Source organism: Leeuwenhoekiella aestuarii (assembly GCF_004104055.1).
Taxonomy (GTDB): Bacteria; Bacteroidota; Bacteroidia; order Flavobacteriales; family Flavobacteriaceae; genus Leeuwenhoekiella; species Leeuwenhoekiella aestuarii.
In genome coordinates this window covers 45214-62738 of record NZ_QOVJ01000007.1, presented here as the reverse complement: position 1 = coordinate 62738, position 17525 = coordinate 45214, and the positions used below count along the sequence as shown (strand labels likewise).

Annotated in this window: 13 protein-coding genes; 6 read left to right on the top strand and 7 right to left on the bottom strand. The window is 38.7% G+C overall.

The window, feature by feature from the left end; translation table 11 throughout:
- Window positions 1-66: 66 nt before the first annotated feature.
- Window positions 67-1647 carry a glycoside hydrolase gene (locus DSM03_RS15180; protein WP_236638929.1) on the top strand — a complete coding sequence of 527 codons (1581 nt, stop codon included), beginning with the start codon at window positions 67-69 and terminating at the stop codon, window positions 1645-1647.
- Window positions 1648-1782: 135 nt separating this feature from the next.
- Here the strand turns inward: DSM03_RS15180 and DSM03_RS15175 are convergent, their stop codons facing one another.
- The gene (locus DSM03_RS15175; RefSeq protein ID WP_128762602.1) at window positions 1783-5727 is read right to left on the bottom strand and encodes an AsmA family protein; all 3945 of its coding nucleotides are present in this window, start codon (window positions 5725-5727) and stop codon (window positions 1783-1785) included.
- Window positions 5728-6026: 299 nt separating this feature from the next.
- Between DSM03_RS15175 and DSM03_RS15170 the strand changes: the two genes are divergently transcribed.
- A complete protein-coding gene (locus DSM03_RS15170; RefSeq protein WP_128762601.1) occupies window positions 6027-6797 on the top strand; it encodes a M90 family metallopeptidase in 771 nt (256 codons plus the stop codon).
- 53 nt (window positions 6798-6850) lie between these two features.
- On the opposite strand, the gene DSM03_RS15165 is transcribed toward DSM03_RS15170, so the two are convergent.
- The 6 genes from DSM03_RS15165 to DSM03_RS15140 form a co-directional block, all read right to left on the bottom strand.
- Entirely contained in the window at window positions 6851-7714 is an 864-nt protein-coding gene (locus DSM03_RS15165; protein WP_128762600.1) for a fumarylacetoacetate hydrolase family protein, read from the bottom strand.
- An 18-nt stretch (window positions 7715-7732) separates the two neighbouring features.
- Window positions 7733-8509, bottom strand: a complete 777-nt coding sequence (locus tag DSM03_RS15160; RefSeq protein WP_128762599.1) for an SDR family NAD(P)-dependent oxidoreductase — start codon at window positions 8507-8509, stop codon at window positions 7733-7735.
- A 6-nt stretch (window positions 8510-8515) separates the two neighbouring features.
- Entirely contained in the window at window positions 8516-9835 is a 1320-nt protein-coding gene (locus tag DSM03_RS15155; protein WP_128762598.1) for an alpha-L-fucosidase, read from the bottom strand.
- A 4-nt stretch (window positions 9836-9839) separates the two neighbouring features.
- On the bottom strand, window positions 9840-11159 hold the full coding sequence (locus tag DSM03_RS15150; protein WP_128762597.1) for an L-fuconate dehydratase: 1320 nt from the start codon (window positions 11157-11159) through the stop codon (window positions 9840-9842).
- 108 nt (window positions 11160-11267) lie between these two features.
- Window positions 11268-12134, bottom strand: coding sequence for an AraC family transcriptional regulator (locus DSM03_RS15145; RefSeq protein ID WP_128762596.1), 867 nt, complete (start codon window positions 12132-12134; stop codon window positions 11268-11270).
- Window positions 12135-12136: 2 nt separating this feature from the next.
- Complete coding sequence (locus DSM03_RS15140) at window positions 12137-13015, bottom strand: helix-turn-helix domain-containing protein (RefSeq protein WP_236638928.1); 879 nt, start codon at window positions 13013-13015, stop codon at window positions 12137-12139.
- 203 nt (window positions 13016-13218) lie between these two features.
- On the opposite strand from DSM03_RS15140, the gene DSM03_RS15135 reads away from it, so the two are divergent.
- Genes DSM03_RS15135 through DSM03_RS15120 form a run of 4 tightly spaced genes read left to right on the top strand, consistent with a single transcriptional unit; the run spans window position 13219 to window position 17524 of the window.
- The gene (locus DSM03_RS15135) at window positions 13219-14859 is read left to right on the top strand and encodes an alpha-L-fucosidase (protein ID WP_128762595.1); all 1641 of its coding nucleotides are present in this window, start codon (window positions 13219-13221) and stop codon (window positions 14857-14859) included.
- Window positions 14860-14873: 14 nt separating this feature from the next.
- On the top strand, window positions 14874-15887 hold the full coding sequence (locus tag DSM03_RS15130) for a zinc-binding alcohol dehydrogenase family protein (protein WP_128763301.1): 1014 nt from the start codon (window positions 14874-14876) through the stop codon (window positions 15885-15887).
- An 8-nt stretch (window positions 15888-15895) separates the two neighbouring features.
- Window positions 15896-16723 carry an amidohydrolase family protein gene (locus DSM03_RS15125; RefSeq protein WP_128762593.1) on the top strand — a complete coding sequence of 276 codons (828 nt, stop codon included), beginning with the start codon at window positions 15896-15898 and terminating at the stop codon, window positions 16721-16723.
- A gap of 3 nt (window positions 16724-16726) precedes the next feature.
- Window positions 16727-17524: an SDR family oxidoreductase gene (locus DSM03_RS15120; protein WP_128762592.1), complete on the top strand. Its 798-nt coding sequence runs from the start codon at window positions 16727-16729 to the stop codon at window positions 17522-17524.
- Window position 17525: the final 1 nt, after the last annotated feature.

The following is a 17525-nucleotide window of genomic DNA, read 5'->3' as shown; positions in this document are numbered from 1 at the left end:
AAAGATAAAAATCAATATGTTTAATAGACCTATTAGTTTTATAAAAGATTCATTAAAAGAATTATTTTGAAATTAAAAGTATTCATTTCTTTAGTTGTTCTTGCATCTATAGCAAGCGCTACATTTTTAATAAGCTGGAAGGAAAAATCCCTTAACCTTGATCAAAGTGAAAGTACTGCTATCAATCTATATTTAGATTCTAAAACAACCTTTCAGCATATAGACAATTTTGGGGCATCTGATGCCTGGTCTGTACAGTTTGTGGGTAGAAACTGGCCCTTGTATAAACGGGAGAAAATTGCAGATCTGCTTTTTAGTACAGAAAATGATAATTCTGGTAACCCTAAAGGAATAGGCTTGAGTCTCTGGAGGTTTAACCTAGGTGCAGGAAGCGCAGAACAGGGTGATGAAAGTGGTATAAAAGATGAGTGGAGAAGAGCTGAATCTTTTTACGGAGAAGGTGATACTTATGATTGGGATAAGCATCAAGGACAAGTGTGGTTTGCAAATGCTGCAAAACAAAGAGGAGTTAAAGATCTTTTGCTTTTTTCTAATAGTCCGCCGGTTAAATTTACACGTAATAATAAGGCCTATACCAGTAACAAAAACAGATCTAATCTACGAGCTAAGAATTATAGTGACTTTGCTAAGTACTTGGCAGACGTAGCTCAACAATTAGAGAAAAATGGTTTAGAAGTAAATTATATAAGTCCGGTTAACGAGCCACAATGGGACTGGGCAGACGGTGGTCAGGAGGGTACTCCATTTTGGAATCATGAGATTTCAGATTTAGTACGTGCTTTAGATTATGAATTAGAAAGCAGAAATTTAGATAATACATTTATAGATATCGCAGAAACGGCTCAAATTAACTATCTAACAGAATCTGGAAATAAAACGGGTAGAGGAGATGTTATTAATTCATTTTTTGATAATTCTTCAGAAAATTACTTGGGACATCTGGCACACGTGAATCCAGCAGTTTCGGCACACAGCTACTTTACAACTTCACCTTTTAAAAATATGGTGAAGCAACGTCAAGATTTGGGTGATGCAATTGCAGATGTTTCAGACTTACATTTTTGGATGAGTGAATACTGTATTCTGGGTGATAATAATGGTGAAATAAATGGAAATGGTAGAGACTTAGGAATGGATTCAGCATTGTATATGGCTCAGGTGATTCATAGTGATCTCGTTTTTGCAAACGCAAGTGCCTGGCACTGGTGGACCGCTATTTCTGCTTATGACTACAAAGACGGTTTGGTTTATATTGACAAGAACAAATATGACGGCAATTTTTATGAAAGTAAAATGTTATGGGCTTTAGGTAATTACAGCAGGTTCATCAGACCGGGATATAAACGAGTAGCCCTTAAAGGATTTGATCAAGATATACTTAATGAAGATTTCGTTTATTCAGCATATAAAAGTCCTGATGATTCAAAAACAGTACTTGTTTTTATAAATTCTGCTTTAGAAAACAAAATAATCAACATTAACTTTGAGGAAGAAGTAAAACCTTTTACTGTTGAAAGTTATGTGACATCAGAGGATTCTGATCTTGAAAAAATGCAACTCTTTAATCAAGAAGAGTTAAGAATTCCATCACGTTCGGTAACTACCATAATACTAGATACAGAATGAACTAGCGAAAAATAAAAATACCTGTTTAAATGTTAATTATAAGTGTGTTATTTTACTATTAAACAGGCAAAGGGGCCTCAATTTTATTGAGGCTTTTTTTATCAGCTAAAATCAATTAGTACTAGAACTAGTATATCATTCTTTTTCAGAGTTTTTCAAGTTGCTATTCCACAATTTGATTTTGAAGTGAAGTTTTTGTTTACGTTTTTTCACACTCTCTTGATCTTGAAGGAGGTTGATGTAGAATTTAGCTCCAGCATCATCAAAAGTGGTCTTTTTCGGTAATGAAAGTCCGTCATTTAACTTTAAATTCTTCCAAGGCACAGAAAACCAAATATTGACATAGTCATCCAGTTTGATTGTTCCTTCAGCAAAAACCTGAACTGCAGAAGATTGAATTTCAGTACGTGGAATAATTACTTCACCGTTTACCACTTTAAAAGTTTGAGTAATAGGTCTAAACTCTAATTCTTTAAAGCGATCTTCTTTAAGTAAAACAACACTTTCCATCAAAGGCTTGTAGTTATGCAGCGAGAGGTTTTGAATATTCAACTGCAGTTCACCATTTAGACTATTAGGATTTAGCGTTCCATCATTATTGAGTACTCCTGTTGCAAGAAGATTCACGTTTATTATTCCACCCAGTTTATCTATGTTCTCTAAGTTTTTATTCCCAAAATACTCAAGACCTTCAGCAAACTTTTTAATATCTATATCAGTTGCATCAATAGTAAGATTTACTGGTAAATTATTGGGTTCAGATATATTGGCAACAGCTTCAATATGTAATTTACCCTCATAGAAGTCAATATTGCTTTTTTGAATTTTCAGATTTTCTTTATTGTCAAAAAGGAGGTAAGTGTCAAAATTTGTCAGCCTTAAATTCTTATGAATGAGTGTATCAATTGAAATGCTTCCCTGTGGATAATAGGAGTCATTAATGGTATTCAGAATATCCTTCAGGTTTTGAATCTTTAAGGGTTTTTTAGTTAACGTGTCTTTATTTTTTTTACTCGTATCAAAAAGAGTCACAAGATCTGCAGTGTTGAGATAGGGAGAACTGATATTAAAAGTTGAAATGTGTTCTTCATTTTCTATTGAATTATTGATGAAATCAGAGAAATTATTAATAGATCCAGAAACACGCAATGCACTTTTACCGGGCAGGTTTACATTTAAAGTTTCAAGATTAGCAAAATCGTTATTGATCTCTAAGCGAAGACTATCTATAGGTATCTGAATATCTGCTAACGGAAAATTAACTTTAGAATCTACCAGTTTTAAACTTCCCCTTGCATCTGTATTGAAAATAGCTAAGTCTGAAGCTTCTCCTTGATAATCACCTTTAAAATCAAATTCACCAGACTCAAATATGAAGTTGATTGTTTTTAAATAATCATTGAGATCGGTAGTATTTCCCGAAGCTCTAGCCTCAAATTTTAAATCAAAGGGATTTTCTTTTGTATTTTTTATCTTCTTTAAAGAATGAATAGTTCCATTTAAGTGTGCCTGAGATTTTTTATAATTGACCTTAAGATGATCTAATTTTAAAACAGAATCGTTCAGAAAATAGACTAAAGCATCAACGTTTTTAGTAATCAATCCCTTGTATTTTAAAGAATCAATATTTAAAGAAACCTGAGGTTGTAATCTGTTTATATCTTTAAAGGCTTTTGATAATTCTCTTGATTTAGGCTTAGGAGAAGGAGCATCTTTTTTACTTAAAGAATTTACCATTTCCATCCACTGATCACCGTCTACAAAAGGAGCTTTCACATTTAGATATACACTGCCTCTTGCATTATTATTGTCTAAAAGGATATTGGTGAAATTTTTAATATTTCCATTTAAAATAAAAGGATGCAAGCTTCCCACTTCTAGTTCTACCTGATCTAAAATGATATTAGAATTTGCAATCTTTACTGATAACGAATCAAAGTCGATATCAAACCCAGCACTAGGATAGTAGAAGTTTGCATTTTTTAGCTTTAAAGTACCCTTGGCATTATCCAGAAGTTGATTGAATTTTTGAATATTTCCGGCTACACTTCCAGAAAATTCAAAGTTACCGGCATTGATATTCACTAATTTTATCTCAAATAAGTCTTGAAAAACAGCAAGTGAACCCTGAGACTTTGCTATAACGTTAAGATGAATAGGTTGGCTTTTAGCATTATCTGTTTTAGGAATAACTAGACTTCCATTTAATTCGGTTTCAGATCCTTGATAATTGATGTGAAAATCATTAATGCTAATGTTCTCAGTACTTGTCAATTCTATATTTGAACTTACATTTTGATACTGAATTGAGTTGTAAACAACATTGTCTAAGTTGAGCTTAAATCGGGGATGAAATTTATTAAAAATAGTCGTGAGGACCTCATTTATGGTTTTACGGTCGTCCTTGCTTTTATCAGATTCCGGAATCATTTCTTTAGCTGTAGCAATGAGTTCATCTACATTCAAATATTCAGATTTTAACTCCACAAAACTACTTGTGGGTTCCACTGGATAATTTGAGATCAAAGAAGATATATTATTGAGATGCCCTTTAAAAACGAGATTCTCACTTCTTTCAAGTTCAATGTTTAGCTCTTCTAAAAATGACTTTTTATTATCTAAACTAAGCTTGATGGTTTTTACGGGTAATTGCAATCCATTTTTCTTGAGAACAACCTGACTATTGTTGAGTAAAAAGTTTCCTTCTGCAAAGTTGAATAGATTTTCAGGATGATCAATATCTCCACTAAGCTTAGCATTTAAAGTAAAATCTCCGCCTTTAAAATCAAAATTTTCATTGTTTAATACTTGGGCGATCGATTCGTTTTTACCAGCTAAATTAAGATTTGCTACGACATAATTATGATACTCAGGTGTAGATTGATAATAACTATTGTCTAAGCTTAAAGTCATCCCTTTGAGATTACCAGTGACCTTATTGAAAACTATTTTAATATCTTTTTTAGTGCCTTTTAAGCTCTGAAGACTATCAGACTCATATATCTTATTCGTTAAGTATCCTTCAAAATTGGTATTTGAGAGCGTATAATTATCGCTAAAACTTACCGTATTATCTGTGCTTTTAAAATCGGCATTGATCTCTGGTGTATTTCTAAATTGAAATAACCCATCTAGGGTGAGACTTGTTTTAATAGGTTTTTTGATTGCATACGGCGCTATCTTTGTTGCAATGCTATCAGAAAGAAATTTGTGTAAAGAATCAAATTGAAGCTTGTCGTTCGAAAGACTAAGGTGGTAGGAAGGTTCTATTAAATCAAAGCTAGAACTCACCCTAAATTGCTCTTCATCTAGTGTTAGTATAAAATCGGAAACATTTAAAACATTTGTATCTGTATCTAAGGTGAATTCAGGATTGCCTGATACTTTGGTTTCTTTTAAAAAGCTCCCTTTTTTTGTATTAAACCCCAGCTTATTGACGTCAGCTTCAAAACTCAAAGAACCATTTATAACTGATTTATCCATTTTAAGTTCACCACTAATATTGTGAAACGCTATATCAAAATTCTTGTGAAACATACTATCCTTAGCAACATATTTTACTTGTTTGACTCTAAATTTTGTAGCATTAGGATCTATCCAAGAAGGAAAAACAAATGGAGAATTAGTATTAGGTAGATTGTTTAATTTTTGCTTTACGTGGTATTCATAAGACTTATCAGAGACTACTTCAGAATAAATAGAAACACTATCAATATTTATACGCTTAAATTGAAAGTCTCCGCGAATAAGATCACGAGTACTAATAGTCACTAAGGCTTTATCAATAAAAATTGATTTCCTTTTAAAGGTAATAGAATCCTTTTCGCTTTGAAAAATATCGTTGATCGTAAAACCAACATTGGGAAAACCGGTTAAAAAAGTAGCCTCTACATCACCGATTTTTAAGGTTCCTTCATGATTTGCGTTATACCATTCTTGCAAACCATCTATAATCAAATTTCGACTTTGCCAACCTAATGTGAATAGACCTAATGGAACCAAAATAATAAGACCCAAAATAAGTCCAAAATAACGCTTGCGTTTGGTTGATTTCTTTTTCTGTCTATCAGGGTTTGTCAAAGGTTATTTTGATTGAAAATAAGTAAATAATGATTCAGTAGCACTTTTTATTGATGAGAAAACATCTGCTGCATAGGGAAAATCAAAAATAGGCTAGAATTGTATGGAAGTCGATAAATTAATTCTAAAGAATTGTCAAATGTTTCGTTTAGTGAAATAACTTTTTCTAATGTTTTGAACATTCTGCTTTAAGCCAGTAAATATTTTAATTTATTTCTAAAATTATTCAAAATCAGATATATTGCACGGTTTAAGTATGACTATTTTTGATCCACCGTTTTCAATTTGAGAAGATTTCTATGAACTACATAATTTTAGTAGTGGCATTGCTTTTGCTGGCATTTGCAATTATTATACTAAGCAGGCAGCAAAAGCGAAAAGTCGCTACATTTCCATCTGGCTGGCATACATTATTACTTCAAAATGTACATTTTTATGAGCAGTTGAATGTCGCAGAACAGGAGCGCTTTCAGCAACGAATGATGCAATTTTTGAGTGAAATTTATATCGAAAGCATAAATTTTGAGTTAGAAGATCTTGACAAATTATTAGTAGCCGCAAGTGCTGTTATTCCTGTTTTTGGATTTCCCGCCTGGCATTATATTAATCTGAGTACCGTGCTTATATATCCAGATCATTTTAATGATGATTTGAATTTTGGACATAAAGATGAGCAGAAACATATTGCCGGGATGGTTGGTTCAGGACGTTTTAATCATCAAATGATCCTCTCAAGAAAAGCACTTCATGAAGGTTTTGATAAAAAATCAGATCTGCACAATACCGGCATTCACGAGTTCGTACACTTGATAGATATGACAGATGGTGTCGCAGATGGTATCCCCGAGCGACTTATTGCTCACTCGTATAGTATTCCCTGGCTAAAATTAATTCATAGAGAAATGGAGGCCATTAATGATAATAAATCTGATATACGCAACTACGGAAGCACTAATGAAGCGGAGTTTTTTGCGGTAGCTTCAGAATATTTTTTCGAAAATCCCATTTTACTTAAAAAGAACCATCCAGAACTCTATGAAATGCTTAGCGCATGTTTTCATAAAAAATAACTGGATGGATTCAGTATAAAATAGGATGTTCTGCAATCTAAAATTTATTGTGATTATTTAATTGCTGAATAGGCCTTTGCAGTTTGTTTAGAAGTCCCTAAACCTTCGATGCCCAATTCAACTACATCGCCCGGTTTCAGGTAGCGTGGTGGTTTGAAGCCCATTCCCACACCAAAAGGAGTTCCGGTTGAAATGACATCTCCCGGAAGCAAAGTCATAAACTGACTGATGTAACTCACCACCTGCTGCACGTTAAATACAAAATCTGAAGTATTGCTGTTTTGCAATTCCTCACCATTCAATTTCAGCCACAGGTTGAGTTTATTAGGATCTTTGATTTCGTCTTTGGTCGCGATAAAAGGACCTAAAGGCGCAAAGGTGTCACAGCTTTTTCCCTTAACCCATTGCCCGGCACGCTCGATTTGAAAGGCACGCTCGCTGTAATCGTTGTGTAGGGTGTAACCAGCTACATAATCTAAAGCTTCGGCTTCACTCACATAAGAGGCTTTTTTGCCGATTACCACGGCGAGTTCAACTTCCCAGTCTGTCTTTTCACTTCCCTTGGGAATGATCACATCGTCATTAGGTCCCACAATTGCCGAGGTCGCTTTAAAGAACAAAATGGGTTCTTTAGGAACTTCCATTCCGGTTTCTTTAGCATGCGAAACGTAATTAAGACCGATGCATACAATTTTTGAAGGACGTACCAGAGGTGCGCCCAGACGGGTTACTGCGGAAACTTCCGGACAATTGTCCTGTTCTTTGCTTAACCACGTTTTGAGTCGGTCAAGACCATCTGTTTCAAAAAATGCTTCGGTATAATCTTCACCAAAGCCTGATACATCTATGCGTTTTCCGGAGTCTAAAAGCACTCCCGGTTTTTCATTTCCGGCTTCGCCGAAACGTATTAATTTCATAATCTTCTAGTTAAAAAGTTATCCATTTAGTTTTATAAATCCGCCATCGATGGGGAAGTCTGTCCCGGTGATAAAAGATGCTTCATCAGAGACCAGATACAGGGCGAGATGGGCAATTTCTACAGGTTTGCCCATACGGCCCAAAGGTTGGGTTTTTGATAGTTTCTCAAACATCTCTTCCTGATTGTCGGGGTAATTTTTTGCAATAAAACCATCTACAAATGGCGTGTGAACGCGAGCAGGGGAGATGCTGTTGCATCTGATGCCCTCATCAACATAGTCTTTTGCGATGGAATAGGTCATCGTGAGTACGGCGCCTTTTGACATGGAGTACGCAAAACGGTCTGAGATCCCAACCGAAGATGCAATGGAAGCCATATTGATAATGACTCCGCTTTTGCCTTTCATGTGCTTGATAACGGCTTTTGCGCAGTTAAAGACACCCTTGATGTTTATAGCGTAAATACGGTCAAGATCTGCTTCGGTGGTATTTTCAATGTTTCCCACGTGGGCAACCCCGGCATTATTAACCAATATATCGAGCGAATTTTCATCGGCGATCTCATCAATCACCTGCTGTACTTCATCTTCTTTAGAAACATCGCATATTTTATAGTGAAGCTCCAAGTTATCAGCTCTAAAGGCTTCAGCAACTTCTTCAGCCTGCGTTTCATTATAGTCAAGAATGTAAACCTGAGCTCCGTTTTTAGCAAAAACTTCGGCGATGGCACGTCCTATACCGCTGGCTCCACCGGTAATTAGTGCTGTTTTTCCAGATATATTAAAAGGGGTCATGTCAAATTATTTTAAAGTGAGTTTAATAATAGTATCTACCGCATCGCGATGCGCTTCATTCAGATAGATCGTCAATACGTTTTTCTTAATCTTGTATTTTACCGGCTTACCATCATCAAACCAACTTAATGTTTTAATGCGTTTTTTGGCGAAAGGGATACTCAGGGTATTCAGATCAGTATTAAGAACATGCAGGTATGTAGTTTGGTTTTTTTCAGTCGAAACATAATCGGCACCCTGAAACATGCCGCCACGTGTGTCATAAATACTTTCTCCGTTTTCTTGCAGCCAAGAACCCATTTGCATTAGCAAATCCTGATGCTCCTGCTGTATTTTTCCGTTAGGCATAGGACCTACATTAAGCAAAAAATTAGCATTATTGCCCGCAGCCTTAATCAAATACTGAATCAATTCGCTGAACGATTTATGATTGCCGTCCTGTAGATTGAAACCCCACGAATGATTTATGGTTTCACAAGTTTCTAAGGGTAAATTGCCTATTTGAGAACCTTCACTAAAGCCAGCAGTATTTTTCCCCGGAAGGTCTTTTTCAAACATCTGAAAATCTTCGCCTGCAATAGGTGCAAGATGGTGGTTGTTACCAATGAGCAAACCGGAATTCACGCCGTGAATGATTTTATACGTTGCTTCCAAATCAAAATCCTCATAGGGTTTGCCGGCTTTTTTTAAATCGTTTTGATCCCAATATCCATCAAACCAAAACCCTGCGATGTCATAATTTTCGGCTAGTTCTTTGATTTGCGCATTTTGATACCTTATATAATCTTGCCAGTTACCAGATTCTGGCCGACCTAAATCCTGACCGGTTTTCCCTCTGGGATAGTAATCAGGATGATGCCAGTCTAACTGCGAGTAATAGGCAAAAAGCTTAATACCCTCTTTTTTACAGGCTTCCTCAAGCAGTCTAAAAATATCTTTGCCATAGGGTGTATCGTCTACAATGTTATAATCGGAAAATTTTGAATCATACATCGCAAAACCGTCGTGATGCTTGGTCGTGATCGTGATGTATTTCATACCTGCCGCCTTAGCCAGTTTAACCCAGGCTTTGGCATTAAACTGCTGCGGATTGAAAAAATCCGGTAGCAATTCATACCGGTCTGTTTTAATCTTTTGCTGTTGCATAACCCATTCTCCGTCTCCCAGCGTAGTATATACACCCCAATGAATAAACAGGCCAAATTTCGCATCCTGAAACCAGGCTCTGTTTTCCAGATTTTCAGGTGAAGGCGTATAGTCGGTCTGACCTAAAGCCAAATATAGATTTAGTAAGAGTAGGGCAGTAATACATATGCGCTTTTTCATAGTTTTATTTGGTTTTGGCGATTTCCTGCCAGATTTTTCCGGTTGGAAACGTATACTCTTTAAGTGATTCCGGTTTCATAGTTATGCTGTAACCCGGCATTTGCGGCGGCATATAGGCACCGTTTTTAATCACTACAGGATCAAAGAAATGCTCGTGCAGGTGATCTACATACTCTATAATACGATTTTCAAGCGAACCGCTAATGGCAATATAATCAATCATAGATAAGTGTTGAACATATTCGCACAGGCCTACACCACCGGCGTGCGGACATACCGGAATTTCAAATTTGGCAGCCATAAGCAATACTGCAAGCACCTCGTTAACACCGGCTAATCTGCAGCTGTCTATCTGACAAATCTCGATGGCGCCTGCCTGCATAAGTTGTTTAAAAATAACCCGATTTTGACAATGTTCTCCGGTCGCTACTTTTATAGGAGCAACCGCTTTTGCGATGGCTGCGTGTCCCAAAACATCATCCGGGCTCGTAGGTTCTTCAATCCACCAGGGGTTGAATTTTTTGAGTTCGGCCATATTTGCGATAGCTTCGGTCACATCCCATTTTTGATTGGCATCCATCATCAGCTTGAGGTCGTCACCTATTTCTTCACGAATGATTTGTGCCCGGCGCATATCATCTTTAAGGTCTTTGCCTACTTTGATTTTCATATGCTTAAAACCTTCGGCTTTAGCCTCACGACATAGTTTTCGCATTTTCTCATCGCTGTAACCTAACCAGCCTGCAGAGGTTGTATACGCGGGATACCCATTTTGGAGCAGGTGATCTATACGTTCCTGCTTAGTGGCTTCGAGCTTTTTAAGCATGGTTATCGCTTCAGCAGGGGTAATCGCATCGGTAACGTAAGTGAAATCCACGCAAGAGACCAGTTCTTCCGGACTCATACCTGCCAGTAGTTTCCAAAGCGGTTTTTCTTCCGCCTTGGCGTATAAATCCCAAACGGCATTTACCACCGCTCCCGTCGCCAGATGAATCACTCCTTTTTCGGGACCTAACCAGCGCAGTTGACTGTCACCGGTGATCATTTTCCAAAAAGCACCCATATTTTCGGTAAAGGATGCCAGTGTTTTATTGAGAATCAATGGCATTATCGAGTCAATCGCGGCCACACACAGCTCGTTGCCACGACCTATCGTGAAGGTGAGACCGTGACCTTCCAGACCTTCCTGCGAAGTTTTGAGAATGACATAAGCAGCAGAATAATCGGGATCGGGATTCATAGCGTCTGAACCGTCCAGAAATTGGCTGGTAGGGAAGCGTACATCTACAACTTCATAGCCGGTGATTGTGACTTCGGTTTGCATAATTTATAGTGAAAATTAGAGTGAAACACTTCAAAATTAATACGCTTGCTTCCGTTTTACTGAATGATTTTTTGCTGATACTTACTCTTTTTTTGCTTTTAATTCAATTCACATTCTTTTTTGGTGATATTCTGCATATTCCAGAGGCGTCTTTCCGGTTATGGTTTTAAACTGTCTGTTGAAATTAGACAGGCTGTTAAAACCACAGGCGTAGCAAATTTCGCTTACATCATAGCGCTTTTCAATAAGTAACCTGCAGGCATAACCGATGCGAATCTCATTGAGATAGCGTGTAAAACTCTTCTTGTGAAATTTGCTAAACAGACGACTAAATGCTGATGGGTTCATTGGGATTAAAGCGGCCACTTCCCCAAGCATAATGGGCTTCCTGAAATTTTTAAAAAGGTATTCATAAACCGCATCAAAATTTTTGGAGTTTGAAGCAAGTGCGCTATTCTGGTACCCCGTGCTGCTTATCGCCCGACCGGGAGTTGTGCTCAGTTCGTGAAGCAGAGCCAAAAATTGCATAGTGCGCTCAAACGGACTTAAGGCGTTAAGTTGCAAGATTTTTTGTTTGATTTCTGAGCTTACTTTTTCAAATACGATACCTCGTGCAGCGCGGTTCAAAAGAGAAGCTATTGAAGCCATTTCAGGAGTGTTTAAAAAGTCGGTCCCCAGAAATTCCTTTCTAAAGTGTATGGCAATAGCTTCAGCTTTTAGTGCGGTATGGGGTTCAAAATATTCAGGATCATTAAGCCACATGTGCGGCAGGTTTGAACCCAATAAAACCAGTTCGCCGGGAGCAAATTTTGAAATGGAATCCCCAATGAACCTTGTACCCGTGCTCTCTAAAATAAGCACCAGTTCGAGTTCGGGATGGTAATGCCAAATCTTCAAAAAATGAGCGTCCTGCGTGGTGTTCAGGCTAAATGACGAAGCATTGGGACTCTTGCGGTCTATCTTGATGAGTTTCATATTCAGTTGATTTGAAGGCTTTGTTTGCGATACGCCCCCGGTGTGATGTTGAGGTGTTTTTTAAAAATTTTGATGAAATGAGGCAGATTGTTGAAACCGGTTTCCAGGGCAATGTCGTGTAGGGTTTTATGCGTGGTTACCATTAGATATTGTGCGCGTTCAATGCGTTTTTCGTGAATGTATGCCAGCGGGCGCAGACCCGTGTGTTCTAAAAATTGCCGGGAAAAATAATCGCGATTTTGATTGGCATTATCTGCTAGTTCTAAAACCGTAAGTGCTTTGTCTAAATGAAGCTGAATGTAATTGATTGCGCTTAAAATCACAGAGGGTATGTTACGATTTTCTTCATGCTGAAAACGGGCAGATTCAATAAAACGAGACATCAGAATTAATAGAACACCCTGGCTTTCAAATTGTACTGAAGTTTTCATTTTTCGGTTTAGGTCCTGATACTCCTTGTAGAACGCTTCCTTTTCATATACTTCAGGATTGTCAGAGCGATTGAGTCCCCTGCCTGGGTTAATTTTGACAAGCTTTTTAAAAAGTTCAATATCCAGTGCAGATGCTTTCAGCTCCATGATATTGCGGTAGTTTTCAAAAAGGGAGATACCGGAATGCAGTTCTTCAAAAAACTGTACAAAATATTGACTGAGGTACTGGTCGCAATGCAAATCACACAGTGTAAAACTGGGAATTAGGTAGAGATAACCCGGCCGTAAGATGAGTTGTTTTGAGGGACTTGATAATTTGCCTTCTCCATCGTCTATATAGTAAATACGATAATAGGGGCTGATGATGCTTTCATAGTTCCACCGATCATCAAGGAGCACATGATCTACATTGAGCATTGAGAATGAAACCGGAAAATGATTGCGATTCAAAATAGGTTGTTTAGGTTAAAGAGGTTCTTAAAAGAATAAAAATAAGTCGTTTTTGTATAATGAAAGAATTCTTTAGCCTAAATATATTTGGAAAATTGATTACTATTTACCGAGACGAAATCGTTTGAAAGTGAATTTCTTTTATAATTTAAAAGAAATCAGATAGGAGTATAGACGGAAATATATAAACAGAAGTATAGATTATGAAACGCAGGGATCTTATAAAATTAAGCGCAGCTGCAGCTGCGGGTTTGTATTTAAACCCACTGCTGGCACGCGCAAATTTCTTCAATCCTGAGCAAAGAGGACCATTTAAACCTAGCTGGGATTCACTTTCTAAATATCAGGTTCCAGAGTGGTTTCGCGATGCCAAGTTTGGTATGTGGGCGCATTGGGGTCCTCAGTGTGAGCCCGAATCTGGAGATTGGTACGCTCGCGGAATGTATCAGGAAGGTTCGTGGCAGTACAAATCCCATATTGAGCATTACGGGCATCCTTCAGAATTTGGTTTTAAAGATGTGATCAATGTTTGGAAAGCCGATAAATGGGATCCTGAAGAACTGGTTAGTCTCTATAAAAAAGCCGGTGCTAAATATTTTATGGCCATGGCCAATCATCATGACAATCTGGATCTTTGGGACAGTACCTATCAACCCAATTGGAATTCAGTTCAAATGGGACCTAAAAAAGATATTATTGCCGGTTGGGAAAATGCGGCACGCAAGGCCGATTTGCCTTTTGCACTCAGTGTACACGCTGCTCATGCGTGGAGCTGGTATGAGCCTTCTCAACGTGCAGATAAAAACGGTCCGCTGGCGGGAGTGCCCTATGATGGAAATTTGACTGTTGAAGATGGGGAAGGTACCTGGTGGGAAGGTATTGATCCGCAGGAGTTGTATGCTCAAAACCACGAGTTGAGTGAAGATAGCTACGATAATGGTAAGATTCACAGTCAGTGGAACTGGGGCAATGGTGTTACTCCGCCCTCAAAAGAATATTGCAAGAAATTTTACAATCGCACGATTGAATTGATAGACAAATTCAATCCAGATTTACTTTATTTTGATGATACGGCATTGCCGCTTTGGCCGGTAAGTAATGTAGGCCTCGAAATAGCCGCTTATTTATATAACAAAAGCCTCGACAAAGACGGAAATCCACAAGCTGTGGTAACCGGTAAAATTCTGGATGAACAGCAACGCAAAGCTTTGGTTTGGGATATTGAAAAAGGCCAAAGTAATGAGATCGAACCTTTGCCCTGGCAGACCGATACCTGTATCGGGAGTTGGCACTACGATATAGATGTTTATCGGGATAAACGCTATAAATCAGCCAAACAAGTCATACACAGTCTTATTGACGTAGTAAGCAAAAATGGAAATCTGATGCTCAATATTCCGGTTAAGGGAGATGGAAGCATTGACGAGTTAGAGCGTGCAATTGTCGAAGAAATAGGAGAGTGGATGCGTCTCAATGGAGCAAGCATTTACGGTACCCGACCCTGGAAAATTTTTGGTGAAGGACCCCAACAGGAAAGTGCTGCTGCCTTGACTGCTCAGGGATTCAACGAAGGCAAGGGCAAGCCTTTCACCTCGCATGATTTTAGATTTGTGACCAAAGGCAAGAAGCTCTACGCTACGGTTATGAGCTGGCCCGAAAACGGGAAAGTAGTTATAAAATCATTAGCTTCAGATGCTGCTTATCGAAGTAAACCTATCAAAAAAGTAAAACTGGTAAGTACGGGTAAAAAATTAAAGTTTCAGCAAACAGCTCAGGGACTTGAAGTGTATTTTTCGAAGGAAAAACCTGCTGTTTCGTATGCAAATGCTTTGGAAATCAGTTAACAGTAAAAACTACTATGAACTATATTGTTTGTCAGGAACCTGGCACCTTTTTATTAAAAGAACAAGATATTCCGCAGCCTAAAGCCGGAGAGTCGCTGTTGCGCATTCGCAAAATAGGTATTTGTGGTACCGATATTCATGCTTTCGGCGGGACACAGCCGTATTTCAATTATCCACGAGTTTTAGGTCATGAGCTGGCTGCAGAATATGTACAAGGTGATGCAAAAGGTTTTGAGAAAGGAGATGCGGTAAGTTTTATTCCGTATTTCAATTGTGGTAGCTGTGTGGCTTGTCGCAATGGTTTGAGCAATTGCTGTACGTCTATTCAGGTTTTTGGCGTTCACATCGATGGCGGGATGGCAGAGTATGTGGTCGTTCCGGATTCCTATTTACTACACGGCGAAGGCCTTGATTTTGATGAACTGGCTCTGGTAGAACCTTTAGCTATTGCCGCTCACGGCGTGCGTAGAGCAGGCGTAAAATCTGGAGAAACGGTTCTGGTTATGGGAGCGGGTCCTATAGGCATTGGTCTGATTCAGTTTGCACAACAGGCAGGAGCAAAAGTGATTGCGCTTGATGTCAATGCGCACCGCCTTGATTTTTGTAAAAAAGAACTCGGCGTGTGGGAAGCGGTAAACCCAATGAACGTGGATGTGATGGAACATCTGGCTGCACTTACCGATGGCGATATGCCCACAGTGGTTATAGATGCTACCGGTAACCGTAATGTGATGAACAGTGCATTTCAGTATCTTGCTCACGGTGGCCGTTATGTGCTGGTAGGCTTGCAAAAAGGCGAACTGGTGTTTAGCCATCCTGAATTTCATAAACGAGAATCTACATTGATGAGCAGTCGTAATGCGACGCGAGAAGATTTTCAATACGTGATAGATAGCATCAAGAGCGGGAAAATAACACCTAAAACCCATATCACGCATCGCATTGATTTTAAGGATTTACCTGCGGGTTTTGAGAATTTACTGGCACCTGAAAATAACGTGATTAAAGCTTTGGTGGAGATTCAATAAACTTAAAGATGATTATAGACACGCATCAGCATTTTTGGCAGTACAATCCCGTTAAGCACGACTGGATAGACGAGGAGATGGCCGTGATACGCCATGACTTTATGCCTCAGGATTTACAACCGGTTTACGAGGAGCATGATGTTACAGGTTGCATTGCGGTGCAGGCCGATCAAACGCTGGACGAAAACACCTTTTTACTGAATCTCGCTGATGAATACAATTTTATAAAGGGAGTTATTGGTTGGGTTGATTTTCAAAGCGACTCGGTGCAGCAGGATTTGGATTATTATGCTGAAATGCCTTTGATGAAAGGCTATCGCCACGTAGTACAGGCTGAAACTGATCCTTCTTTTTTACTTCGAAAATCGTTTTTAAGCGGAATTTCAAAACTGAAAGATACCGGGGCGGTATATGAAATCTTGGTGTTTGCACATCAACTTCCGGCAGTGCTTGAATTCGTAAAACTATTTCCCGAACAACAATTTGTGATTGATCATATTGCGAAGCCCAATATCAAGGAAGGCTATATCGATTCCTGGGCTTTATTGATGCGTGCCATCGCCAGCTATGAAAATGTGAGCTGTAAAGTATCGGGTATGATTACCGAAGCCGATTATAAAACCTGGAAAACTATCGATTTGATGCCGTATATGAATGTAGTGTTTGAAGCTTTTGGGCCCGATCGAATTATTTACGGTTCAGACTGGCCGGTATGCCTGGCTGCCGGAAGCTATTCTCAGGTTCTTAATGTAGCCAAGGCTTTTGCCGGACAACTCTCTAAAGACGAGCGCGAACTTTTTTTCTATAAAAATGCCCAGCGCATTTATACTATTTAACTCATGGATTTAAACTTAAAAGATAAAATTGTTTTAGTAACCGGTTCCGCAGGAATGCCCGGTAGCATAGGGCATACGATTATTTTTGCCCTGGCGGCAGAAGGGGCAATTCCGGTTTTGTTAGACCGAAACGCCCGCGGTTTTGAATATGAAAGTCAACTGCGCGAGCAAGGTCTTGACAGCACATTCTATCAAACCGACTTGTCTGATGCAGATCAAATTAAAAAGTCAGTTGAAAAACTTTCAGCCAAATATGGCCGTATCGATGCGATTATCAATAATGTGGGCGTAAACGACGGCGTTTCGTTAGAAGGTTCATTGGACGATTTTATGTATTCGTTAAAGCTCAACTTGGTGAGTTTTTATGCCACTGTAAAGTATGCTTTGCCCTTGCTCAAAGCAAGTAAAGGAAACATTCTCAACGTAGGTTCAAAAGTAGCGATCACCGGTCAAGGCGGAACTTCAGGTTATGCAGCGGCCAAGGGTGGCGTGTTGGGACTTACACGGGAATGGGCAGTAGATCTAATCAAATATGGCATTCGCAGCAATGCGCTTATTATTGCCGAAAGCTATACACCGGCATACGAAAACTGGATAGAAACATTGGAGAATGGTGCGGAAAAACTCCAGGCGATCCGGAATACCATTCCGTTAGAAAACCGAATGACTAGCACTCAGGAAATCGCAGATACGATATTGTTTACCATTTCTGAAAAATCATCGCATACCACCGGGCAGTTTATATTTGTTGACGGCGGTTATGTACATCTGGATCGCGCGTTGCTTCCGGCTAAAAACTAAA